The organism is Mesorhizobium sp. WSM4310, from assembly GCF_007003935.1.
GTDB lineage: Bacteria > Pseudomonadota > Alphaproteobacteria > Rhizobiales > Rhizobiaceae > Mesorhizobium.
This window is the reverse complement of sequence record NZ_VFTA01000001.1, coordinates 540,664-560,085: the sequence shown is the minus strand read 5'-3', so window position 1 is coordinate 560,085 and position 19,422 is coordinate 540,664. Positions and strand designations below refer to the sequence as shown.

General features: G+C 64.3%; 13 protein-coding genes. 2 read left to right on the top strand and 11 right to left on the bottom strand.

The features are described 5' to 3' along the window. The first annotated feature begins 56 nt into the window (after nucleotides 1–56). Nucleotides 57–2,699, top strand: coding sequence for an aminopeptidase N (gene pepN, locus FJV80_RS02600; RefSeq protein ID WP_142875468.1), 2,643 nt, complete (start codon nucleotides 57–59; stop codon nucleotides 2,697–2,699). Between the two features lie 197 nt (nucleotides 2,700–2,896). Further along, nucleotides 2,897–5,218: a PAS domain-containing sensor histidine kinase gene (locus FJV80_RS02595; protein WP_142875467.1), complete on the top strand. Its 2,322-nt coding sequence runs from the start codon at nucleotides 2,897–2,899 to the stop codon at nucleotides 5,216–5,218. Between the two features lie 45 nt (nucleotides 5,219–5,263). Here FJV80_RS02595 and FJV80_RS02590 read toward each other — a convergent pair whose 3' ends face one another. From FJV80_RS02590 to FJV80_RS02540, 11 genes are all read right to left on the bottom strand, one after another. Then, nucleotides 5,264–5,734: a hypothetical protein gene (locus FJV80_RS02590; RefSeq protein WP_095770944.1), complete on the bottom strand. Its 471-nt coding sequence runs from the start codon at nucleotides 5,732–5,734 to the stop codon at nucleotides 5,264–5,266. Between the two features lie 139 nt (nucleotides 5,735–5,873). Further along, the gene (locus FJV80_RS02585) at nucleotides 5,874–8,834 is read right to left on the bottom strand and encodes a bifunctional [glutamine synthetase] adenylyltransferase/[glutamine synthetase]-adenylyl-L-tyrosine phosphorylase (RefSeq protein ID WP_095770754.1); all 2,961 of its coding nucleotides are present in this window, start codon (nucleotides 8,832–8,834) and stop codon (nucleotides 5,874–5,876) included. Further along, nucleotides 8,834–10,315 (bottom strand): HAMP domain-containing sensor histidine kinase, encoded by a 1,482-nt coding sequence (locus tag FJV80_RS02580; RefSeq protein WP_095770755.1) that lies wholly within the window; start codon nucleotides 10,313–10,315, stop codon nucleotides 8,834–8,836. The genes FJV80_RS02585 and FJV80_RS02580 overlap by 1 nt, the downstream gene beginning before the upstream one ends. Nucleotides 10,316–10,424: 109 nt before the next feature. Then, on the bottom strand, nucleotides 10,425–11,099 hold the full coding sequence (locus tag FJV80_RS02575) for a response regulator transcription factor (protein ID WP_027046649.1): 675 nt from the start codon (nucleotides 11,097–11,099) through the stop codon (nucleotides 10,425–10,427). A gap of 355 nt (nucleotides 11,100–11,454) precedes the next feature. Then, complete coding sequence (locus tag FJV80_RS02570) at nucleotides 11,455–13,005, bottom strand: Do family serine endopeptidase (RefSeq protein ID WP_142875466.1); 1,551 nt, start codon at nucleotides 13,003–13,005, stop codon at nucleotides 11,455–11,457. Between the two features lie 133 nt (nucleotides 13,006–13,138). Beyond that, entirely contained in the window at nucleotides 13,139–13,606 is a 468-nt protein-coding gene (locus FJV80_RS02565; RefSeq protein ID WP_095770758.1) for a cytochrome c-type biogenesis protein, read from the bottom strand. Continuing rightward, nucleotides 13,603–15,594, bottom strand: coding sequence for a heme lyase CcmF/NrfE family subunit (locus FJV80_RS02560; RefSeq protein ID WP_095770759.1), 1,992 nt, complete (start codon nucleotides 15,592–15,594; stop codon nucleotides 13,603–13,605). Before FJV80_RS02560 ends, FJV80_RS02565 begins: the two co-directional genes overlap by 4 nt. A gap of 5 nt (nucleotides 15,595–15,599) precedes the next feature. Beyond that, nucleotides 15,600–16,043: a cytochrome c maturation protein CcmE gene (ccmE, locus tag FJV80_RS02555; protein ID WP_010915048.1), complete on the bottom strand. Its 444-nt coding sequence runs from the start codon at nucleotides 16,041–16,043 to the stop codon at nucleotides 15,600–15,602. Nucleotides 16,044–16,050: 7 nt separating this feature from the next. Continuing rightward, nucleotides 16,051–17,190, bottom strand: a complete 1,140-nt coding sequence (gene ccmI / locus FJV80_RS02550; protein ID WP_095770760.1) for a c-type cytochrome biogenesis protein CcmI — start codon at nucleotides 17,188–17,190, stop codon at nucleotides 16,051–16,053. Between the two features lie 186 nt (nucleotides 17,191–17,376). Then, nucleotides 17,377–17,814: a hypothetical protein gene (locus FJV80_RS02545; RefSeq protein WP_095786875.1), complete on the bottom strand. Its 438-nt coding sequence runs from the start codon at nucleotides 17,812–17,814 to the stop codon at nucleotides 17,377–17,379. Nucleotides 17,815–18,022: 208 nt separating this feature from the next. Continuing rightward, nucleotides 18,023–19,393 (bottom strand): ATP-binding protein, encoded by a 1,371-nt coding sequence (locus FJV80_RS02540; RefSeq protein WP_179296344.1) that lies wholly within the window; start codon nucleotides 19,391–19,393, stop codon nucleotides 18,023–18,025. Nucleotides 19,394–19,422 lie beyond the last annotated feature (29 nt).

The window sequence follows — 19,422 nt, the reverse complement described above, 5'->3', positions numbered from 1 at the left end:
TTTCTTGGACCAGCGGGAACTCCGCGTCCAACGCAATCGACAGGAAAAACAACGGAATGCGCACGGACACCGGCCAGGTCTTCAAGCTCGAAGACTATCGCCCCAACGATTATCTCATTCCGCGGACCAACCTCACCTTCCGCCTTTCGCCCGAGGCCACGATCGTCACCGCGACACTGACTGTCGAGCGTCGCGACGGCGTAGCCGCGGCGGCGCCATTGGTGCTCGACGGCGACGGGCTGACGCTCAAGCGCGTCGAGATCGACGGCAAGAAGGCAAAATCGGCGGACCTGCTGGTGACACCTGACCAGCTCACCATTCTCAAGCCGCCCGCGCGCCGCTTCCAACTGCTGATCGAGACCGAACTGGCCCCGGCGGGCAACGAGGCCCTGATGGGTCTCTATCGCTCGAACAATGTCTATTGCACGCAATGCGAGGCCGAGGGCTTCCGCCGCATCACCTATTTCCTCGATCGCCCGGACATCCTGTCCGTCTACACCGTGCGGATCGAGGCGCTGCGCGACGAGGCGCCGCTGCTCCTGTCCAATGGCAATCCGGGGGACAAAGGCAATATCGGGGACGGCTGGCACTATGCCGTCTGGCATGACCCCTTCCCCAAGCCATCCTACCTGTTCGCGCTGGTGGCCGGCAATCTCGGTCGGGTCGCCGACAGTTTCGTCACAATGTCCGGCCGCAAGGTCGAACTCGGCATCTATGTCGAGCGCGGCAAGGAGAAGCTGGCCGGCTACGCCATGGACGCGCTGAAGCGGTCGATGCGATGGGACGAGGAGGCGTTTGGCCGCGAATACGACCTCGACGTCTTCAACATCGTCGCCGTGTCCGACTTCAACATGGGCGCGATGGAGAACAAGGGCCTCAATATCTTCAACGACAAATATGTGCTGGCCGACGAGGAGACGGCGACGGACGCCGATTTCGCCAATATCGAGGCGATCATCGCGCATGAGTATTTCCACAATTGGACAGGCAACAGAATCACTTGCCGCGACTGGTTCCAGCTTTGCCTGAAGGAAGGCCTGACTGTGTTCCGCGACCATGAATTCTCCGCCGACCAACGCTCGCGCGCGGTCAAGCGCATTGCCGAGGTGCGCACGCTGCGCGCCCACCAGTTTCCCGAGGACCAGGGTCCGCTGGCGCATCCGGTGCGGCCGCGCCGCTACCGCGAGATCAACAATTTCTACACGGCGACGGTCTACGAAAAGGGCTCCGAAGTGGTGCGCATGATCCGCACCATCCTGGGGGCAGATGCCTTCCGCGCCGGCATGGACCTCTATTTCGAACGGCATGACGGCGAAGCGGCGACCATCGAGGATTTCATCAAAGTGTTCGAGGATGCCTCGGGCCGCGACCTGTCGCAGTTCGCGCTCTGGTATCATCAGGCTGGCACGCCCAATCTGACGGTCAGTTCGACGCACAATCAGTCCACGCAGGAATTCACGCTCGAAATCGAGCAGTCGGTGCCGCCGACACCCTCCGAAAGCCGCAAGCGGCTGATGCATATTCCGCTCGCCTTCGGGCTGATCGGCGCCGGCGGCAAGCCTGTCGCTTATAGCGGCGTCGAGGGCGCCAGCGTCGAGGACGGCGTCATCCATCTGCGCAAGCGCCGCCATATGGTGCGCTTTTCGGGTGTGATTGAGCGTCCGGCGGTGTCGCTCAACCGCGGCTTTTCGGCGCCGGTGACGCTGTCGGTCGAGCAGAAGGCCGACGACCAGTTCTTCCTTGCCCGCCATGACAGCGATGCCTTCTCGCGCTGGCAAGCCTTCAACACGCTGCTCACCGATGCGCTGATCGCTGCCTTCCGCGAGTTCCTTGGCGGCAGGCAGCCGGTCTTCGCCACACGGCTGACCGAACTCGCCGGCAGCATCGCCGGCGACGAGACGCTGGAGCCTGCCTACCGGGCGCTTGCGCTGGCACTGCCGGGCGATGCCGACATCGCCCGCGACATCGGCAAGAACATCGACCCCGATGCCATTCATGCAGCCCGGCAGGGCTTTGCGCTGGCGATCGCCACGACCAATGCCGAGGCATTTTCCAGCCTCTACCACAGGCTCGCCGACAAGGCGGCCTTCAGTCCCGACGCGGCGAGCGCGGGACGACGCGCCCTGCGCAACATTTTGCTGGACTATCTCTCGCTGCTGCAAGGCGGAGCGGCGTTGGCGGCCAGGCATTTCCAGTCCGCGACCAACATGACCGACCGCGCGGCCGCCCTTGCCGTGCTCGCGCATCGCCACCATGCTTCGCCGGAGGCAAACAAGGCGCTGGCGGCTTTTGAAAAGACCTATGCGTCCGACCCGCTGGTCATGGACAAATGGTTCCAGATCCAGGCCAGCGTGCCAGGGCCGCAGGCTGTGGACACGGTCCGCGCGCTAACCGCCCATCCTGCCTTCTCGATGGCCAATCCGAACCGGGTGCGTTCGCTGATCGGCACATTCTCCAGCGCCAACCAGACCGGCTTCCACCGCGCCGACGGCGAGGGTTATAGGTTCTTCGCGCAGACGGTGCTCGAGGTCGAGAAGCGCAATCCGCAAGTGGCGGCAAGGCTGGCGACGGCATTGCGGTCGTGGCGTTCGCTCGAACCGGGCCGGCAGGCCAAGGCCAGGGAAGCGCTGCTTTCGATCGCCAATGCCGAAAACCTGTCGGCGGACCTGCGCGATATTGTCGAGCGTACGCTGGCCTAAACGCGCCTTACCTTCTCCCGTGTCGGAGAAGGTACAGCCGCCGCACCTCCAGACGCGCATTATTTTAGTCGATTTTTAATCTTTTTTCGCCGGGCCACTGGACAAGGCGAATCACGTTTGATTCTTTACTGACGATTCGGAAGTGCGGCGTTTGCCGGATCACAAAGCAGCATAGGCAAATTCGGGGAGTGCCATTTATGGCAAAGGCGGACGCGTGGGGCGCGCCCGGTGGGATGGTTTTTGCGCGTCGCGAGGCGCGCAGCGACGGCCTTGCCGGGAACACGCGGCTCATTGCCGAACCGGCCTACAAGCGGCTTCTGGCCGCCGAACCGCTGCTGCGCCGGTCGATACCGGCCCTGATCATCATCTTCCTGCTCGTCATCGCGGCGCTGCGCGTGCTGTCGCTCATGAATGAGCGTGACGATGTCGAACGCGACGCCAAGGCGATCCTGACGCTGGCGGCGGGTCAACTGGCCAGTTCGTTGGCCACCACCTCGGACACCGTGCCCGGCGCCGTCCAGGATCTGCTGGAGACCACCAGCCGCCAGGGCGCGATGGGCCGCAGCCATGTGCTCGTCATCACCGACAGCGCTTTCAGGATCACCGCGGTGACGCCGCGCTCGATGCCCTGGCAAGGCCATTCGCTCGACGGCCTCGTCCAGGGCGGCCAGCCGCTGTTCATGTTCGGCGACCGCGCCGGCGTCATGGAGGTCAACATCGGCGGCCGGGACTGGTACGCCGCGGTCAGCGTGGCCAAGGATCGGAAGGGAGCCGCGGCGGCGCTGGTGCCGCAGGAGGCGGTGTTCGACACGTGGCGCAAGACTGTCTCGCTCAACGTCACCCTGTTCGTGCTGACGGCGGGCGTGCTGATCATCATCCTCTACGCCTATTTCGGACAGGCGGCGCGCGCCCAGGCCGCCGACCGCATCTACCTCGAGGCGCATCAGCGCATCGATATGGCGCTGGTGCGCGGCCGCTGCGGCCTGTGGGACTGGGATATGGTGCGCGGCAAGATGTACTGGTCGCGTTCCATGTACGATATGCTGGGCTACGAGCCCTGCGATACGATGCTGTCCTTCGGCGAGGTCGACGAGATCATCCATCCCGAAGACGGCGACCTGTTCGAGCTCGCCAACAGAATTGTCGCCCGCGAAATCGACCACATCGACCAGGTGTTCCGGATGCGGCATGCCGATGGCCAATGGGTGTGGATGCGTGCTCGCGCGCAGGTCATGGATCCGGAGGCGCCGGAAATCCAGCTGATCGGCATCGCCGTCGACGTCACCGAGCAGCGCCATCTGGCGCTGCGGTCCGAAGCTGCCGACCTTCGCCTCAGGACGGCGATCGAGAACATCAACGAGTCCTTCGTGCTGTGGGATTCGGCGCAGCGGCTGATCATGTGCAACTCCAAATACCAGCAGGACAACGGGCTGTCGGATCGCGACGTGATGCCGGGTATGACACGCGCTTCGCTGGAAGGGCGGATGCTGGCCTTTGCGTCCGAACGCCGGCTTGCCAACACCAATGGTCCGCAAGGCGGCGCCACTTTCGAGCGGCAGCTGTCCGACGGCCGCTGGCTGCAGGTCAATGAACTCAAGACAAGGGATGGTGGCATCGTCTCGGTCGGCTCCGACATCACCCAGATCAAGCTGCACCAGGAGAAGCTGGTCGACAGCGAGCGCCGGCTGATGGCGACGATCCATGATCTCAGCCTCGCGCGGCGGGCCGAAGAGGAACGGTCGCGCGAACTGGTCGATCTCAATCGCAAATACATGAAGGAAACCGAGCGCGCCGAGGCGGCGAACCGGGCCAAATCCGAATTCCTGGCCAACATGTCGCATGAACTACGCACGCCATTGAACGCCATCATCGGCTTTTCCGAGCTGATGGAACAGGGGTTGTTCGGCCCGCTGGGCTCGTCGCGCTACGAGGAGTACGCCACGGATATCAACAGCAGCGGCAAATACCTGCTCGGCGTCATCAACGATATTCTCGACATGTCCAAGATCGAGGCCGGCCAATTCTCGCTGGACCAGGAGCAGATCGACCTCGGTCCGCTGATCAGCGAGACGGTGCGCGTCGTCTCGCTGCAGGCCGCGCAAAAGGCGATCATCGTGGAAACGCGCATCGCCGACGCGCTGAGTCTGTTCGCCGATCGCCGGGCGATCAAGCAGATCGTCATCAACCTCCTGTCCAATGCGGTGAAGTTCACCGGCCAGGGCGGCCATATATCGGTCAGGGCCCGCAACACGTCCGGCGCGCTGGTGCTGACCATTGAGGACAATGGCTGCGGCATCCCGAAAGAGGCGCTGGGCAAGCTCGGCCGACCCTTCGAACAGGTTCAGAACCAGTTCTCCAAGAACCATGCCGGATCAGGCCTCGGCCTTGCCATCTCACGCTCGCTGGCCGAGCTCCAGGGCGGCGCGCTGAAGATCCGTTCGACCGAAGGTGTCGGCACGATCGTGTCGGTGCGCATTCCGGTGAAGAAGGCGCCGCCGGCGGTCAAGGCGGCCGCTTGAGCGGCAGGCCCCGAGCGATATCGCCGGAGCCTGGATCAAACAATCTTATTGGACGCTGTCGTCATCATCCGGTTGGCGGTGATGGCCAAAGCGATGGCCCTTCGGCAGTTCGCTCTTCTCGATCTTGCCGTCATTGTTCTTGTCGAGCATGGCGAACACCTTCTTCTCGCGACCGGTGATGTCATCCGTGGTCAGCGTGCCGTCGCCCTTGGTGTCATAGCGGGCGATGATGCGCCTGGCCATCCGCTCGAAGCGCGCCTTCTCCAGTGCGTCGGCGAGTTGGGCGACGGTCAGCTTGCCGCCATTGTCGGCAACGAGCTTCTTCAGCCGCGCGTTCATGGCGTCGGAAAACTGGTCGAAGGTGATGGCGCCGTCTGACGCGGTCATTGCCTTGTCGAGGCGGGCCATCATGCCGTCGCGCATTTTCGCGCTGGCATTGTTTTCGGCATAGGCGGTGGTGCCGACGGCGCCGGCAAGTGCTGCGAAGGCAAGGGCAAGCTTGGTTGACTTTCTCATGGTCTTCTCCTGTTGCATCGTCACCCCCGATGCGAGAGCGGCGGATCTTCGATCCTGTTGCCGCTCTATCTCTTTGTTCGAGGATCGGATTTTCCCAAAACCGGCTTCCACTTTTGGGTCCGATGCTTCGACAGCTGTTTCATGGTCGTCCGGCACGAAGCAAAAGATCAAAGTCCTTCCTGACCTTTTGCGACGTCTCCTTGAGATGTGCTTCCAGTACACCGAAATCCGGCAGGTCGGTGACCGCCAGAAGTAAATCCGAAAGCCCAGGCGGAACGTCGTCGCGCTCGAACGGGCCGGTGAGGCACAGCCGGGTCATCTGGGTCAGCGCCAGATAGAGTGCGAAGGCGGCACCAAGCTCCTGCCTGACGTCGGCACCAGCGAAGCCAGGCGCGAGGCGGGACAAAATCTCGGCCGTACCGGTGACACGCGGCCCGGCCTCGGCCTGCCCGGTGATGACAGCCACCTGGGCGATGAACTCAAGGTCGATCAGCCCGCCGGGGATCAGCTTGATGTCCCAGAGATCGCGCGGCGGCTTTTCCTTCTCGACCATGGCGCGCATGTCCGAAGCCTCGGTCTTGACCTTTGCCGCGTCGCGCGGCTGGCCAAGCACGGCTGCGACTTCCGCTTCGACCTCGGCGCACAGGCCGGCATCGCCGCCAATGGCGCGCGCCCGCGACAGCGCCATGTGTTCCCAGGTCCAGGCCTCCTGGCGCTGGTATTTCTTGAAGGCATCGATGTGGGTGGCCACCGGCCCCTTGTTGCCGGACGGCCTAAGCCGCAGGTCGAGTTCGTAGAGCACTCCCTCCGCCGTCGGCGCCGATACGGCCGAGATCAGCCGCTGCGTCATGCGGGTGTAGTAGTGGGAAGGCGCCAGCGGCTTGTCGCCGTCGGAGTCTTCGGCGTCCGCGTCATGGTCGTAAAGCAGGATGAGATCGACGTCCGACCCCGCGGTCAATTCGCGGCTGCCGAGCTTGCCCATGCCGAGCAGCGAAACCACGCCGCCGGCGATCATGCCGTGGCGCGCCGCGAATTCGGCGGTCACGGCTTGCAGCGCCGCCTCGATGGTGAGATCGGCGAGATCGGAAAAGGCGCGGCCGGCGCGGGCCGGATCGATCGAACCGGCAAGCAGCCGCACGCCGATCAGAAACTTTTGCTCAGAGGCAAAGATGCGCAGCCGGTCGAGCACCTCCTCATAGGCCCTGTCGCCTTCCAGGAAGGCGGAAAGCCGTGCCGAGAGATAGGCGCGGTCGGGGAGTTCAGTCAGCAAGGCCGGGTCGAGCAGGCCGTCGAAAACATGCGGCCGGCGCGTGATGATCGCCGCCAGCCGGGGCGCGGCGCCCATGATCGTCGCCATCAGCTTGAGCAGCGCCGGGTTGGACTGCAGCAGCGAGAACAGCTGGATGCCGGCAGGCAGGCCAGCAAGGAATTCGTCGAAACGGATCAAGGCTTCGTCCGCCCGGCGCGTCTGGCCGAAGGCCTTGAGCAGCGCCGGCGTCAACTCCGTCAGCCGCTCACGCGCCTCCGCCGACTGGGTGACGCGATAGCGGCCGAAATGCCAGCCGCGGATGACGCGGCAGATGTCGCTCGGCCGCTGGAAGCCGAGGCCGTGCAAGGTCTGCAGCGTGTTGGGGTCATCGACATCGCCGGTGAAGACCAGATTGCCGATGCCCGCCGAAAGCTCCGGGGCCGTTTCGAACAGCGCTGCATAATGGCGCTCGACCTGCTGCAGCGAGGCGCGGAATGCCAGGGAAAGCGCCGCCGCATCGGCAAAGCCAAGCATGCGGGCGATCCGCTCCAGCCCTTCATCGTCTTCCGGCAGCGTGTGCGTCTGCTCGTCCGCCACCATCTGAACGGCATGCTCGACGCGGCGCAGGAACCAATATTGGCGGGCGAGTGCGTCACGCGCATCGGCGGTGATCCAGCCGCGCGCGGCGAGCTGGCCGAGCATCGGCACGGTCTCGCGGCCGCGCAGTTCGGGGAAGCGGCCGCCGGCGATGAGCTGCTGGGTCTGGACGAAGAACTCGATTTCGCGGATGCCGCCACGGCCGAGCTTGACGTTGTGGCCCTTCACGGCGATCTCGCCATGGCCCTTGTGGGCGTGGATCTGGCGCTTGATCGAATGGACGTCGGCAATCGCCGCGTAGTCCATGTATTTTCGCCAGATATAGGGCTGCAATTCCTTGAGAAAGGCGGCGCCCGCGGCGAGATCGCCGGCCACCGGACGCGCCTTGATCATCGCCGCGCGTTCCCAGTTCTGGCCGCGCGCTTCGTAATAGCGCAGAGCCGCTTCAACCGGGATCGCCAGCGGCGTCGAACCGGGATCGGGACGCAGCCGGAGATCGGTGCGGAAGACATAGCCGTGCTCGGTGCGGTCCTGCAGGATGCGCACCAAACGGCGCGTCAGCCGCGAGAACAGCTCCGTGGCGTCGAGGGGGTCGACCACGGCGGGCGCATCCGGATCGAAGAAGACGACAAGATCGATGTCGGAGGAGAAATTCAGCTCATGCGCGCCAAGCTTGCCCATGCCGAGCAGGATCCAGCCCGATTGCAGCGACGGGTTGTCGAGATCCCGCAGTTTGAGCTTGCCCTGGCCATGCGAGTCGCGCAGCAGGAAGTCGACGGCCGCACGCGTGCAGGCATCGGCAAGATCGCTCAGCCGCCGCACGGTCAGCGACGTTTCCGCTTCACCGGCGAGATCGGCCAGCGCGATCAGGAAATGTGCCTCGGCCTTGCACTGGCGCAGCTCCATCATCACGCTGGATTCGGAGACCGTGTCGGCCAACGGCGCCTGTTCGATCGCGGCGGTGATCGCCTCCAGGCGCGCCTCGACCGGTTGTTCGAAAAGAGCATCCAGGATACGAGGCCTGCGGCGCGCCGTGTCGCGCAAAAACGGCGAGAGGTCGAAGACGGCGGCCAGGAAATCCTGCCCCTCCCCCTTGCCGGCCAGGAATTTGGCCAGCCGCGTCAACTCTTCTTCGCGTGCCGCCGCGGCGATTTCGGCCAGTTCCCGCCGCGACCGGCCTTCGTCGAGAGGGGCGAGCCCAACCACCGGCTTCAATAACCAGTCCGTGACCGTCCGTTTCGCAACCGCAGCCATCAGTGATCCTCCCGTGCGGGGAAACTCATGACCACGGATAGTCCCGGATTGCCAGGCAGGAGATCAAGCCGCCCATAGTGGAAAGTCATGACTGCCTTGGCGAGGCTGAGGCCAAGGCCGGAGCCCGGCTGAGAACGGCTTTTCTCCAGTCGAACGAAACGTTCGGTCGCCCGGGCCCGGTCGGCATCGTCCGGAATGCCCTGGCCGTTGTCGGCGACACAAAGCCTGATCTCGCCATGGGTCCGCTCGAGCGTCACGCGAACGGCCGGCTTGGACGTGGAGTCCGTCGAATATTTGATCGCGTTGTCGACGATGTTGGACAGCGCCTGGCCGATCAGCTCGCGGTTGCCGTCGACGAGAAAAGCACCATTCACTTCGGCTTGGAGCGAAACGCCGGCCTCTTCCGCCACCGGGTCGTAGAGCTCGGCGACATCACGCACGGCCGCCGCCAGATCGACGCGGTTGGTGTGCTCTGACGAATATCCAGCCTCGAGCCTGGAGATCATCAGGATGGCGTTGAAGGTCTTTATGAGCTGGTCGGACTCGGCGATGGTGCCTTCCAGTGCCTGGCGGTAATCGACGGGCTTGTGCTTGCCCGAAAGTGTCGCTTCGGCGCGGTTGCGCAGCCGGGTCAGCGGCGTCTTCAGATCATGCGCGATGTTGTCGGAAACCTGCTTCAGGCCTTCGTTGAGCGTGGCGATCCTGGCCAGCATGGAGTTGAGATTTTCCGAAAGCCGGTCGAATTCGTCGCCGGCTCCGGTCACCGGCAGCCGGCCCGAGAGATCGCCGCCCATGATGCGGCGGCTGGCCTCCGACACGCTGTCGATGCGCTTCAGCGCGGCGCGGCCGACAAAGAACCAGATTAGCAGTCCGCCGAGCCCCATCATGCCGAGCGCCAGCGTCAGCGCACGGCGGATGACGGCACGAAAGCGCTCCGGTTCGCCAAGATCGCGGCCGACCAGCATGATCATCTGGTTGGGCAGCCGCAGCACCAGCGCAATGGCGTTGTGGCCTTGCTCGCCTTCGGATTGCCGTGCCGCGTTGTCGCCAGTTGCAGGAGCTGTCGTCTGGTCGGACGTTCCGCTGCGCAGGCGGTCAAGCTCGCCTTCTCCGAAGCGCTTGTAGGAGAACGGCTCTGTCGTCCAGCCCTCCGTGTCGATCACCCCCGGTTCGAGGCTCTGCACGTTGCCGGTCAGGATCTGGCCGTTGGCATCGGCGATAAGATAGAGGTTGGCACCGGGCTGGCGGGAGCGGTTTTCGACCACGCGCACCAGCACGGGCAGGCCGCCGCGCTGATAGGCGCGGGCGAGGCCCAGCACTTCGTCGTTGATGGTCTCCTGCGTCTGCGCCGTCAGCATGCGCGCCGACAGCGAGGTCATATAGAAGACAAGCAGCACGGCGCAGAGCGCGAAGAGCAGAAGGTAGAGCGCCGAAAGTCGCGCTGCCGTCGTCTTCATGATGGCCGGCACGGAAAGAGCCATGCTGTCGCCTAGATCAGCGTGACGATTGGTCGAATCGTCATGCTGATCTAGCTCTTTGTTGGAGCATGATCTTTTCCGAACACCGGTTCCCACTTTTCGGGATCATGCTCTAGCCGCCCTTCAACATGTAGCCCGCGCCGCGAACCGTATGCAGGATCGGCTTGTCGAAGCCCTTTTCGATCTTGCCGCGCAACCGCGAGACGTGGACGTCGATGACATTGGTCTGCGGGTCGAAATGATAATCCCAGACATTTTCAAGCAGCATGGTGCGCGTCACCACCTGGCCGGCATGGCGCATCAGATATTCGAGCAAGCGGAACTCGCGCGGCTGCAGGGTGATCTCGCGCGCCGCCCGGCGCACCGAATGCGACAGCCTGTCGAGTTCAAGATCGCCAACCCGGTAGACGGTTTCGGCCTCCTTGGCACTAGCGCGGCGGTTCAACACCTCGACGCGAGCCAGAAGTTCGGAAAACGCATAGGGCTTGGTCAGATAGTCGTCGCCGCCGGCGCGCAGGCCGGTGACCCGGTCATCCACCTCGCCCAGCGCCGACAGGATCAGCACGGGCGTGGTGTTGCCCCGTGAGCGAAGACCGGCAATCACAGACAAACCGTCGCGGCGCGGCATCATCCGGTCGATGACCATCACATCATAGTCGCCGGCATCCGCAAGCGCGAAACCGGTCTCGCCGTCACCAGCGACATGAGCGGTATGACCAGCCTCGGTGAAGGCTTTCTGCAGATAATCGGCAGCCTCGCGATCGTCTTCTATGACGAGAATCTTCATGGGGCCGTTATACGCGATTTCGCTGGAAGGTTGAGTAGCCGGCATCTGCATTTTAGCCTTTGCCAAAGCGCGCCGCGATCAAGATGATCGAGGTCTCGCGCGATAAAATCTTGTTCTCTGGTTGTCTTCATCCCGAACATGCCTGCTTCGGGGCATGATCGGGCAAATCATCACATTCTCACGGCCCATGCCCGAGGCAGCGTTTTCCGGCGGCTTTCAAAATGTGCGGCAGCGGGCGATGGGAGGCCCGCTGCCGCTGGAGGAGAGCACGATGACTGACTAACGTACCCCGCTCCATGCTTTCCCATGCGGCGGCTCGGGGGTGTTTGATACCGCCGCACCGGAAAAGTCGTTGTCAGCCCTTGGCGACGGGCAGCGCGACGAAACGGTTGTTGTTGTCGCGGGTGACCTGCATCAGCACCGCCTTGCGGCCGGATTTCACCGCGTCGGTCATCGCCTTGGTGACATCCTCGGTGCCATTCACTTCGTTCGAATTGACCGCGGTGATGATGTCTCCCGGCTGGATGCCGCGATCGGCGGCAGCGCTGTCGGGATCGACATCGGTCACCACAAGACCCTTGCCGTTTTCGGACTTGGTGACGGTGAGGCCGAGATCGGCCAGCGTGTCAGGCTTGGCCGGAGCGGCAGGCTGTTGCTGCTGGTCGTTCGAGGCCTGCTTGTCGCTGGCCGGCAGCTTGCCGAGATCGACCTTGATCGCCTGGCTCTTGCCGTCGCGCCAGACGGTGACATCAACCGACTTGCCGGGCGAATAGGCGCCGATCAGGCGGGCGAGTTCCTTCGGCGAGGCAACATCCTTGCCGTCGACCTGGGTGATGACGTCGCCAGCCGTGATGCCGGCTCTCTTGCCGGGGCCATCGTCCTGGGCGCTCGACACCAACGCACCATTGTTGGACTTCAGCCCGAGCGATTCGGCGATGTCGGAGGTGACCGGCTGGATTTCGACGCCGAGCCAGCCGCGCTGCACCGCGCCGCTCTTCATCAGGTCCTCGACAACCTGCTTGGCGGTCGAGGCAGGGATGTCGAAGGCGATGCCGACACTGCCGCCCGAGGGCGAGAAGATCGCCGTGTTGATGCCGACGACCTGGCCATTGAGGTTGAAGGTCGGGCCACCCGAATTGCCGCGGTTGACCGAGGCGTCGATCTGCAGGAAATCGTCGTAGGGGCCGGCGCCGATATCACGGCCGCGCGCCGACACGATGCCGGCGGTGACGGTGCCGCCGAGGCCGAACGGATTGCCGACGGCAACGACCCAGTCGCCGACGCGGACCTTGGAATCATCGGCGAAGTCGACATAGGTGAACTTGCCACCGCCTTCGACCTTGAGGACGGCGAGATCGGTGCGCGGGTCGGTGCCGACCAGCTTGGCGTCGAGTTCCTTGCCGTCATTGGTCACCACGGTGAAGGCGGTGCCTTCTTCGACGACGTGGTTGTTGGTGACGAGGTAGCCGTCCTCGGAAATGAAGAAGCCGGAGCCCTGCGCCACCGGGCGCGGCTGGTCATTGCCGCGGTCGCGGTGACCGAAGCGGCGATGGCCTTCGTCATCCTGGCCGCCCTGGTCGCCAAAGCCGCGGAATTCCTTGAAGAAGCGGCGCAGTTGCGGATTGTTGGGCAGATTGTCGAAGCCGTCCTGGCCATCGGAGCCATCATCGGCGGTCGGCTGGATCTTGGCCTTCACCTTGACGCTGACCACGGCGGGCGAAACGCGCTCGACGACATCGGCGAAACCCTGCACCTGCGGCGCCTCGACGCGTACGGCATCGGCCAGAACGGGGCTGGTTCCGCTGGTCAGCGCGCCAACGCCGATCACGCCGGCAACGGCGACGGAAGCGGCGGCAGCCAGGAGACGCTTGCGGGTGCGGAAATATGAATTGGGGGCAATATTCATGGGGTCTCGTATCCTCTTTCAAAGGGACGCGCCTTGATCGGCATCCTCAGGCAAGGAGAATTAGAGCGACGCACATTACCGCGCCATTTCCGACACATGAAACTTTGGTAATGTTGGCGGGCGACGGCAGCCGTCAGTCGCGGTGCAGGATAGCGTCCAATGCCGCCTGCTCGTCGGCCGACAGGGTCTTTGTCGCCAGGGTCCGGCGCGAGCGCGCGGTCAGCACGATGAACACGCCTCCGACCAGCAGCAACAGCACAGGCGTGCCCCAAAGCAGCGCGTTGCGCAGGTCGAAGCGCGGCCTCAGCAGCACGAATTCGCCGTAGCGCGAAACCACATAGTCCATGACCTGCTGGTCGGTATCGCCGGCGACGAGGCGCTGGCGCACCAGGATGCGCAGGTCGCGGGCAAGGTCGGCGTCGGATTCGTCGATCGACTGGTTCTGGCAGACCATGCAGCGCAGGCCTTCCGACAGCGCCCGCGCCCGCGCCTCGAGCGCCGGATCGGCCAGCATCTCGTCAGGCTTCACCGCCAGTGCCGTGCCGGCAAAGCCGAGCGCCAGCATCAGGACGAGCAACGCGGCGGAGAACCTGGCCTTCATGGCAGGACCGCGGGCGCCTCTGCGCTCGCCTGCTTGCGCCGACGCGACGGCGCGCCGACACGCAGACGCCTGTCCATCAGCGACATGGCCGCACCCGCCATCATCACCAGACCGCCGCCCCAGATCAGTGTCACCAGCGGTTTCCACCACAAGCGCACCACGACCGAGCCGTCCTTGGCTTCGTCGCCAAGCGAGATGTAGAGTTGGGAAAGACCAAGGGTCTTGATGCCGGACTCCGTCGTCGTCGTCTGCCGCACTGGATAGAAACGCTTGGCGGAACTGATTTCGCCGACAGGACTGCCGCTGACACCGATCAGCTCGAAGCGGCCACGGTCCTCGCTGTAGTTTGGCCCCTGCGCCGGATAGAGCCCGACGAAACGCAGCGTATGGCCAGACAATTCCACCGTCTCGCCGGCGCGCATGGTGAGGATCTTCTCGGTACCGAAAGAGAGCGTGGCGACGATGCCGAGCAAGGTCAGGCCAAGGCCGAGATGGGCCAGGGCCGTGCCGAAGACCGAGCGCGGCAGTCCGGCGAAGCGCCTGAGCATGACGGAAGGCGCGACCGATCCGACGCCGGACTTGACGGCAAGGTCGGTCAGCGCACCGGCGACCAGCCAGACAGCCAGGCCGATACCGAGGGCCGCGAACACCGACGCGCCGTCGATAAACAGGCCGGTGACAAGCATTGCCGCCAGCGCCGTGGCAAAGGCCGCCATCAGGCGCTGCGACGCGGCGATGACGTCGCCGCGCTTCCAGGCCAGCAGCGGGCCGAACGGCACGAGGACCAGAAGCGGCAGCATCAACGGGCCGAAGGTCAGGTCGAAGAACGGCGCCCCGACCGAGATCTTGTCGCCGGTGAGCGCCTCCAGCGCCAGCGGATAGAGCGTGCCGACGAGCACCGTGGCGGTCGCCGTGGTCAGGAACAGATTGTTGAGAACGAGCGCACCTTCGCGCGAGATTGGATGGAACAGGCCGCCGGCCGTCAGTCGCGAGGCGCGCAGCGCAAACAGCGCCAGCGAGCCGCCGATGAACAGCGTCAGGATGCACAGGATGAAGACGCCCCGCGCCGGGTCGGTGGCGAAGGCATGCACCGAGGTGAGCACGCCCGAGCGGACCAGGAAGGTGCCGAGCAGCGACAGCGAAAAGGTGAGGATGGCGAGCAGCAGCGTCCAGATCTTCAGCGCCGAGCGCTTTTCCATGACGATCGCCGAATGCAGCAGCGCGGTGCCCGCCAGCCACGGCATGAAGGAGGCGTTCTCGACCGGATCCCAGAACCAGAAGCCACCCCAGCCGAGTTCGTAATAGGCCCAGTACGACCCCATGGCGATGCCGCCAGTCAGAAACATCCAGGCGACCAGCGTCCATGGCCGCACCCAGCGCGCCCAGGAGGCGTCGATGCGCCCCTCGATAAGGGCGGCGACCGAGAAGGAAAAACAGATCGAGAAGCCGACATAGCCGAGATAGAGCAGCGGCGGATGAATGGCGAGGCCGAGATCCTGCAGGACCGGATTGAGGTCGCGGCCCTCGATCGGCGCCGGGTTGAGCCGGATGAAAGGATTGGACGTCGCCAGGATGAACAGAAAGAAGGCAGCGCCGATGGCGCCCTGCACGGCCAGCACATTGGCGCGCAGGGTCGCCGGCAGATTGGAGCCGAAAGCGGCGACAAGCGCGCCAAAGAAGGTCAGGATCAGCACCCAGAGCAGCATCGAGCCTTCGTGATTGCCCCAGGTTCCGGTGATCTTGTAGATCATCGGCTGCAGCGAATGCGAGTTTTCCCAGACGCTCGCCACGGAGAAATCGGAGTTCGCATAGGCGCTCGCCAAAGCGACAAAGGACAGCGCCGTCAAGGCGAAACCAGTCACGGCGACAGGACCGCCGACAGCCATCAGGCGCTGGTTGTCGAGGCGCGCGCCGAACAGCGGCACGATCGTCTGCACCAGCGAAAGCGCGAACGCCAGGACTAGGGCGAAATGTCCAGTTTCAACCATGCCCCTCACTCACTTTTGCTCTCCTGCCAGACACCTTTGGCCTTCAGCCCGTCGGCCACTTCCTTGGGCATGTAGCGCTCATCATGCTTGGCAAGCACGCTGTCGGCAACAAAGACGCCGTCCGGACCGAAACTGCCTTCGGTGATGACGCCCTGCTCCTCGCGAAAGAGGTCGGGCAGGATGCCGGTGTAGGTGACCTTGACCGATTTGTGCGTGTCGGTGACCGAAAAGGCGACCGTCGCGCCCTGCCCGCGCTGGATGGTGCCTTTCTCGACCAAACCGCCGAGCCTGATGCGCTGGCCGGGCTGGACACTCGCCGTGGTGAGGTCGGCCGGCATGTAGAAATAGGAAGCCTTCTGGCCAAGCGCGTAGAAGGTCAGCCCGGTGGCGGCACCCAGGAAGGCCAATCCGCCCACGATGACCGACAATCGCTTCTGCTTGCGTGTCATGACACGTTTACTCCGTCGCCGTCAGGCCGAGCGAGGCGGCAAGGGCGGTGAATTTCTTGGCTTCGTCGCTGCCCGGGCCAAAGACGGCAATGGCGCGACCGAGCGCCTCGCGCGCCTGATCGGCCTTGCCCAGCACGACATAGGAACGAACGAGCCGCATCCATCCTTCCGCGTCGCGCGGATTTTGCCGCAGTTTTTCGTCGAGAGCCGCGACCATGGTGTTGATCATGGCTTCGCGATCCTGCGGCGACATGGAGGATGCGGCGTCGATATCCGCGGCATCGGGGCCCTTCGCGGCCGCACCGGAAGCGACTTCGGGATTGGCGGATTTGGCCAGTGCCTGCTCGACGGCGCTGCGCCATGGCGAATCCGGCGGCAAAGTGCCCAGCATCGCCTGCCAGGCCGTGGTCGCGTCTTTGTTGCGTCCCTCCTGCGCCAAGGCCATGGCCAGGTAGAAGCTGGCTTTTGCGTTGGCGGGATCGAGCTTCAGCGCCGCCTCGAAGGCATCCTGCGCATCGGCGGAGACAATGCCGCCCGCCGCACCGGCAATCGCCTCGCCGAGGCCGGCCTGGCGAACAGCGCTGTCGCCGTCGAGGCGGATGGCATTGCGGTACGCGGCGACCGCGTCGGAGAAGCGCTGCATGCGCAGATAGACCGGGGCCAGCACGTCCCATCCCCTGCCGTCGGACGGGTTGGCGGCAAGATGAGCCTCGGCCCGCGCAACCAATTCGTCGACCGAACTGTCGGCCGGGTTCTTGGCCAGCCGTTGGCTGAGCGGCTGCGCCGGCAAGTCAGGCGAGCCAATCTGGCTGTAAACACCCCAGCTGACCAGCGGCACCGCCAGCACGGCCACGGTCGCGACAAGCCGCGCTGTGACCGACGCCTGCCGCGCCGATGCCTTGCCGGCCGTATCGGCATTGTCGAGGCGCAGGATGCGGCGCGCGATTTCAGCGCGCGCCTCGGCTGCTTCGGCCGGCTGGATCAAGCCGCGCCCGGCGTCGCGGTCAAGCTCGGACAACTGGTCGCGATAGACTTCCAGATCGTGATCGCCACTCGATGACGCGCCCTTGGCTCCCGCGGCCAGCGGCAGCAGCACCGCCAGGCTCGCGCCGAGCGTCAGTATCGCGGCTATGACCCAGAACAGCATGGTTCTTCCAATAACGACAGAGCCCTGCCCTGCCAACACAGGCATCCTGCGACGCTTTGACGGTCAGCGCGCCTGACGTCCTTGATCGACATCAACCGGCCGGATTCCAATCGAAGCCGGTTCGGTCTTTGTTTGTGCATGTCGTTGTCCCAAAACCGCTGCGCAGTTTGGGCGACATGCGAGCTGTCAGGTCAGCGGCGTCCAGCTGCCATCGGCATTGCGGCAAGCGGTTCCGCGCGCCGTCACCCCGGCGCCGCCGGTGAACACCGTCTGCGTGTACTGGCGGCAGTCCTGCGAACCGACGCGATAAGGCTGGGCCGGAACCACCTCGCCATAGTGCGAAGCCTGATCGCCCTTCCACGCCACCTTCTGACCGCTCGTCGTATATTCGAGCGCCTTGTATTCAGCCTCGAGCGCGCTGTGCTTCTCGGCGTCGCTGAGGCCATTGCCGATCGAGCCGCCGATGAGGCCGCCGTCCATTGCCGAAATGATCGACTTAGTGACCTTACCGCTTGTCGGAGGCGTCGAGGCCGGTGTCGGCGTCACGGTGGGACCTTTGCCGCTCAAGGTGGTGCAGCCGGAGACGGCCAGCAATGCGGAAACGAGCGCGACGCGAATCTTCATGCCAACAACCGGTTTTCTTGAGTTGGAGCCTGCCATGGATGCGCCGGGGGCCGCGTCATCGGAGAAGTAGGCGTGGCCATAGTATTGATATTTGTCGGAAATTTGGCCGCTGCCGGCAAGTTCGAGAGCAATCGGCGTTGCTCCGGGATCAATCCATATGCCGCCATAACAAACGCCTTCCATCGCTGTCGGTTGGTCCGGGGAAGCGTCACTGAAGGCTCCGCAAGCGCACCACTGCCTTCAATCCACCCAGGCCGGACCGTTCGAGCGCGAGAACGCCTCCATACTCGTTGACGAGGTCGGCGACAATGGCAAGTCCCAGACCTGTTCCCGGTTTTGTCTCGTCCAGGCGCCTTCCACGCTTCAGCGCGTCGCGCGCCTTGTCCTCGGGAATGCCGGGACCGTCGTCGTCGATGCTGATCTCGAAAAGATTGTCGTCCTTGCCGGCCAGGGGGGCCACCGAGACCGAGACCGCGCTTTTTGCCCATTTCATCGCATTTTCGAGAAGATTGCCGAGCAGTTCCTCGAGGTCCTCGCGCTCTCCGGCAAAGACGATCTCGGTGGCCGGCAGGGACAGCGACAGGCTGGTCTGCGGATTGAGCTTCTGCAGGACCCGCACCATGCGCTGCACCAGCGGCGCCACCGGCGTACGGTAGACGACGCTGTCGCGCTGCGCCGCGACGCGGGCGCGCTGCAAATAATGGTCGACCTGCTTCTGCATCGAGGCGGCCTGCTCGGCGATCAATTGTCCCTTGGCGCCGCCAAGCGCCCTGCCTTCGTTGAGCAGCACCGCAAGCGGCGTCTTCAGCGAATGGGCGAGATTGCCGACCTGGGTCCGCGAGCGCTCGACGATGCGTTTGTTGTTTTCGATCAAGGCGTTGGTTTCGTTGGCTAACGGCTCGATCTCGGCAGGAAAGCGGCCGTCGAGCCGCTGCGCGGTGCCTTCGCGCACCATGGCAAGGGCGTTGCGCACCCGGCGCAGCGGCTGCAGGCCGAGCAGGATGGCAATGGCGTTGATGGCGATCATGCCGACGCCGAACAGGCTGAGATAAGTCAGCAGGCGGCGCTGGAAGGTGGCGATTTCCTGTTCGAGTTCGCTCTGGTTGCCCATCACCCGAAAACGCGCGGCGCGGTTCTTGGCATCGAGCACGAATTCGCTCTCGAACACTTCGAGCTGCTCGCCGTCTATGCCTTCGGCCGAATAGCTGCGCTGGAAGCTGGCATTGAAGGGCACCTCGGCGACGCTTGGCGACGGAATTTTGCTCGTCATCGACGACGAATGAAGGTCACCATGCACGCCCTCCGAGGCAGGCTCGACCGACCAGTACCAACCGGAATTCGGCTCGGAGAAGCGGAGGTCGCCAAGGTCCGGGGCGCCGGTAAGCGCACCCGTGTCGGAAATGCCAACGGACCCGATCAGGTTGAACAGATGCGCTGAAAGCAGGCTGTCGAAGCCGCGCTCGCTGGCCTGGCGGTAGAGCGTGGTGATCAGGGTGAAAATGACGACAAGGGTCAGGATCGCCCACACAGTGGAAAAAGCGATCACGCGGAACGTCAGCGAACGCGGCCACAAACGCAGCGAAAGCGGCGCCCTTGCGGTTGGTTTGA

Excerpts from the sequence above, each read along its gene's own strand:
- FJV80_RS02590 (WP_095770944.1), bottom strand. The coding sequence starts at position 5,734 with ATGAGAAAGTCAACCAAGCTTGCCCTTGCCTTCGCAGCACTTGCCGGC.
- ccmE (WP_010915048.1), bottom strand. The coding sequence starts at position 16,043 with ATGACACGCAAGCAGAAGCGATTGTCGGTCATCGTGGGCGGATTGGCC.
- FJV80_RS02575 (WP_027046649.1), bottom strand. The coding sequence starts at position 11,099 with ATGAAGATTCTCGTCATAGAAGACGATCGCGAGGCTGCCGATTATCTG.
- FJV80_RS02545 (WP_095786875.1), bottom strand. The coding sequence starts at position 17,814 with ATGAAGATTCGCGTCGCGCTCGTTTCCGCATTGCTGGCCGTCTCCGGC.
- FJV80_RS02560 (WP_095770759.1), bottom strand. The coding sequence starts at position 15,594 with ATGGTTGAAACTGGACATTTCGCCCTAGTCCTGGCGTTCGCGCTTTCG.
- pepN (WP_142875468.1), top strand. The coding sequence starts at position 57 with ATGCGCACGGACACCGGCCAGGTCTTCAAGCTCGAAGACTATCGCCCC.
- FJV80_RS02570 (WP_142875466.1), bottom strand. The coding sequence starts at position 13,005 with ATGAATATTGCCCCCAATTCATATTTCCGCACCCGCAAGCGTCTCCTG.
- FJV80_RS02595 (WP_142875467.1), top strand. The coding sequence starts at position 2,897 with ATGGCAAAGGCGGACGCGTGGGGCGCGCCCGGTGGGATGGTTTTTGCG.
- FJV80_RS02580 (WP_095770755.1), bottom strand. The coding sequence starts at position 10,315 with ATGGCTCTTTCCGTGCCGGCCATCATGAAGACGACGGCAGCGCGACTT.
- FJV80_RS02585 (WP_095770754.1), bottom strand. The coding sequence starts at position 8,834 with ATGGCTGCGGTTGCGAAACGGACGGTCACGGACTGGTTATTGAAGCCG.
- FJV80_RS02565 (WP_095770758.1), bottom strand. The coding sequence starts at position 13,606 with ATGAAGGCCAGGTTCTCCGCCGCGTTGCTCGTCCTGATGCTGGCGCTC.
- ccmI (WP_095770760.1), bottom strand. The coding sequence starts at position 17,190 with ATGCTGTTCTGGGTCATAGCCGCGATACTGACGCTCGGCGCGAGCCTG.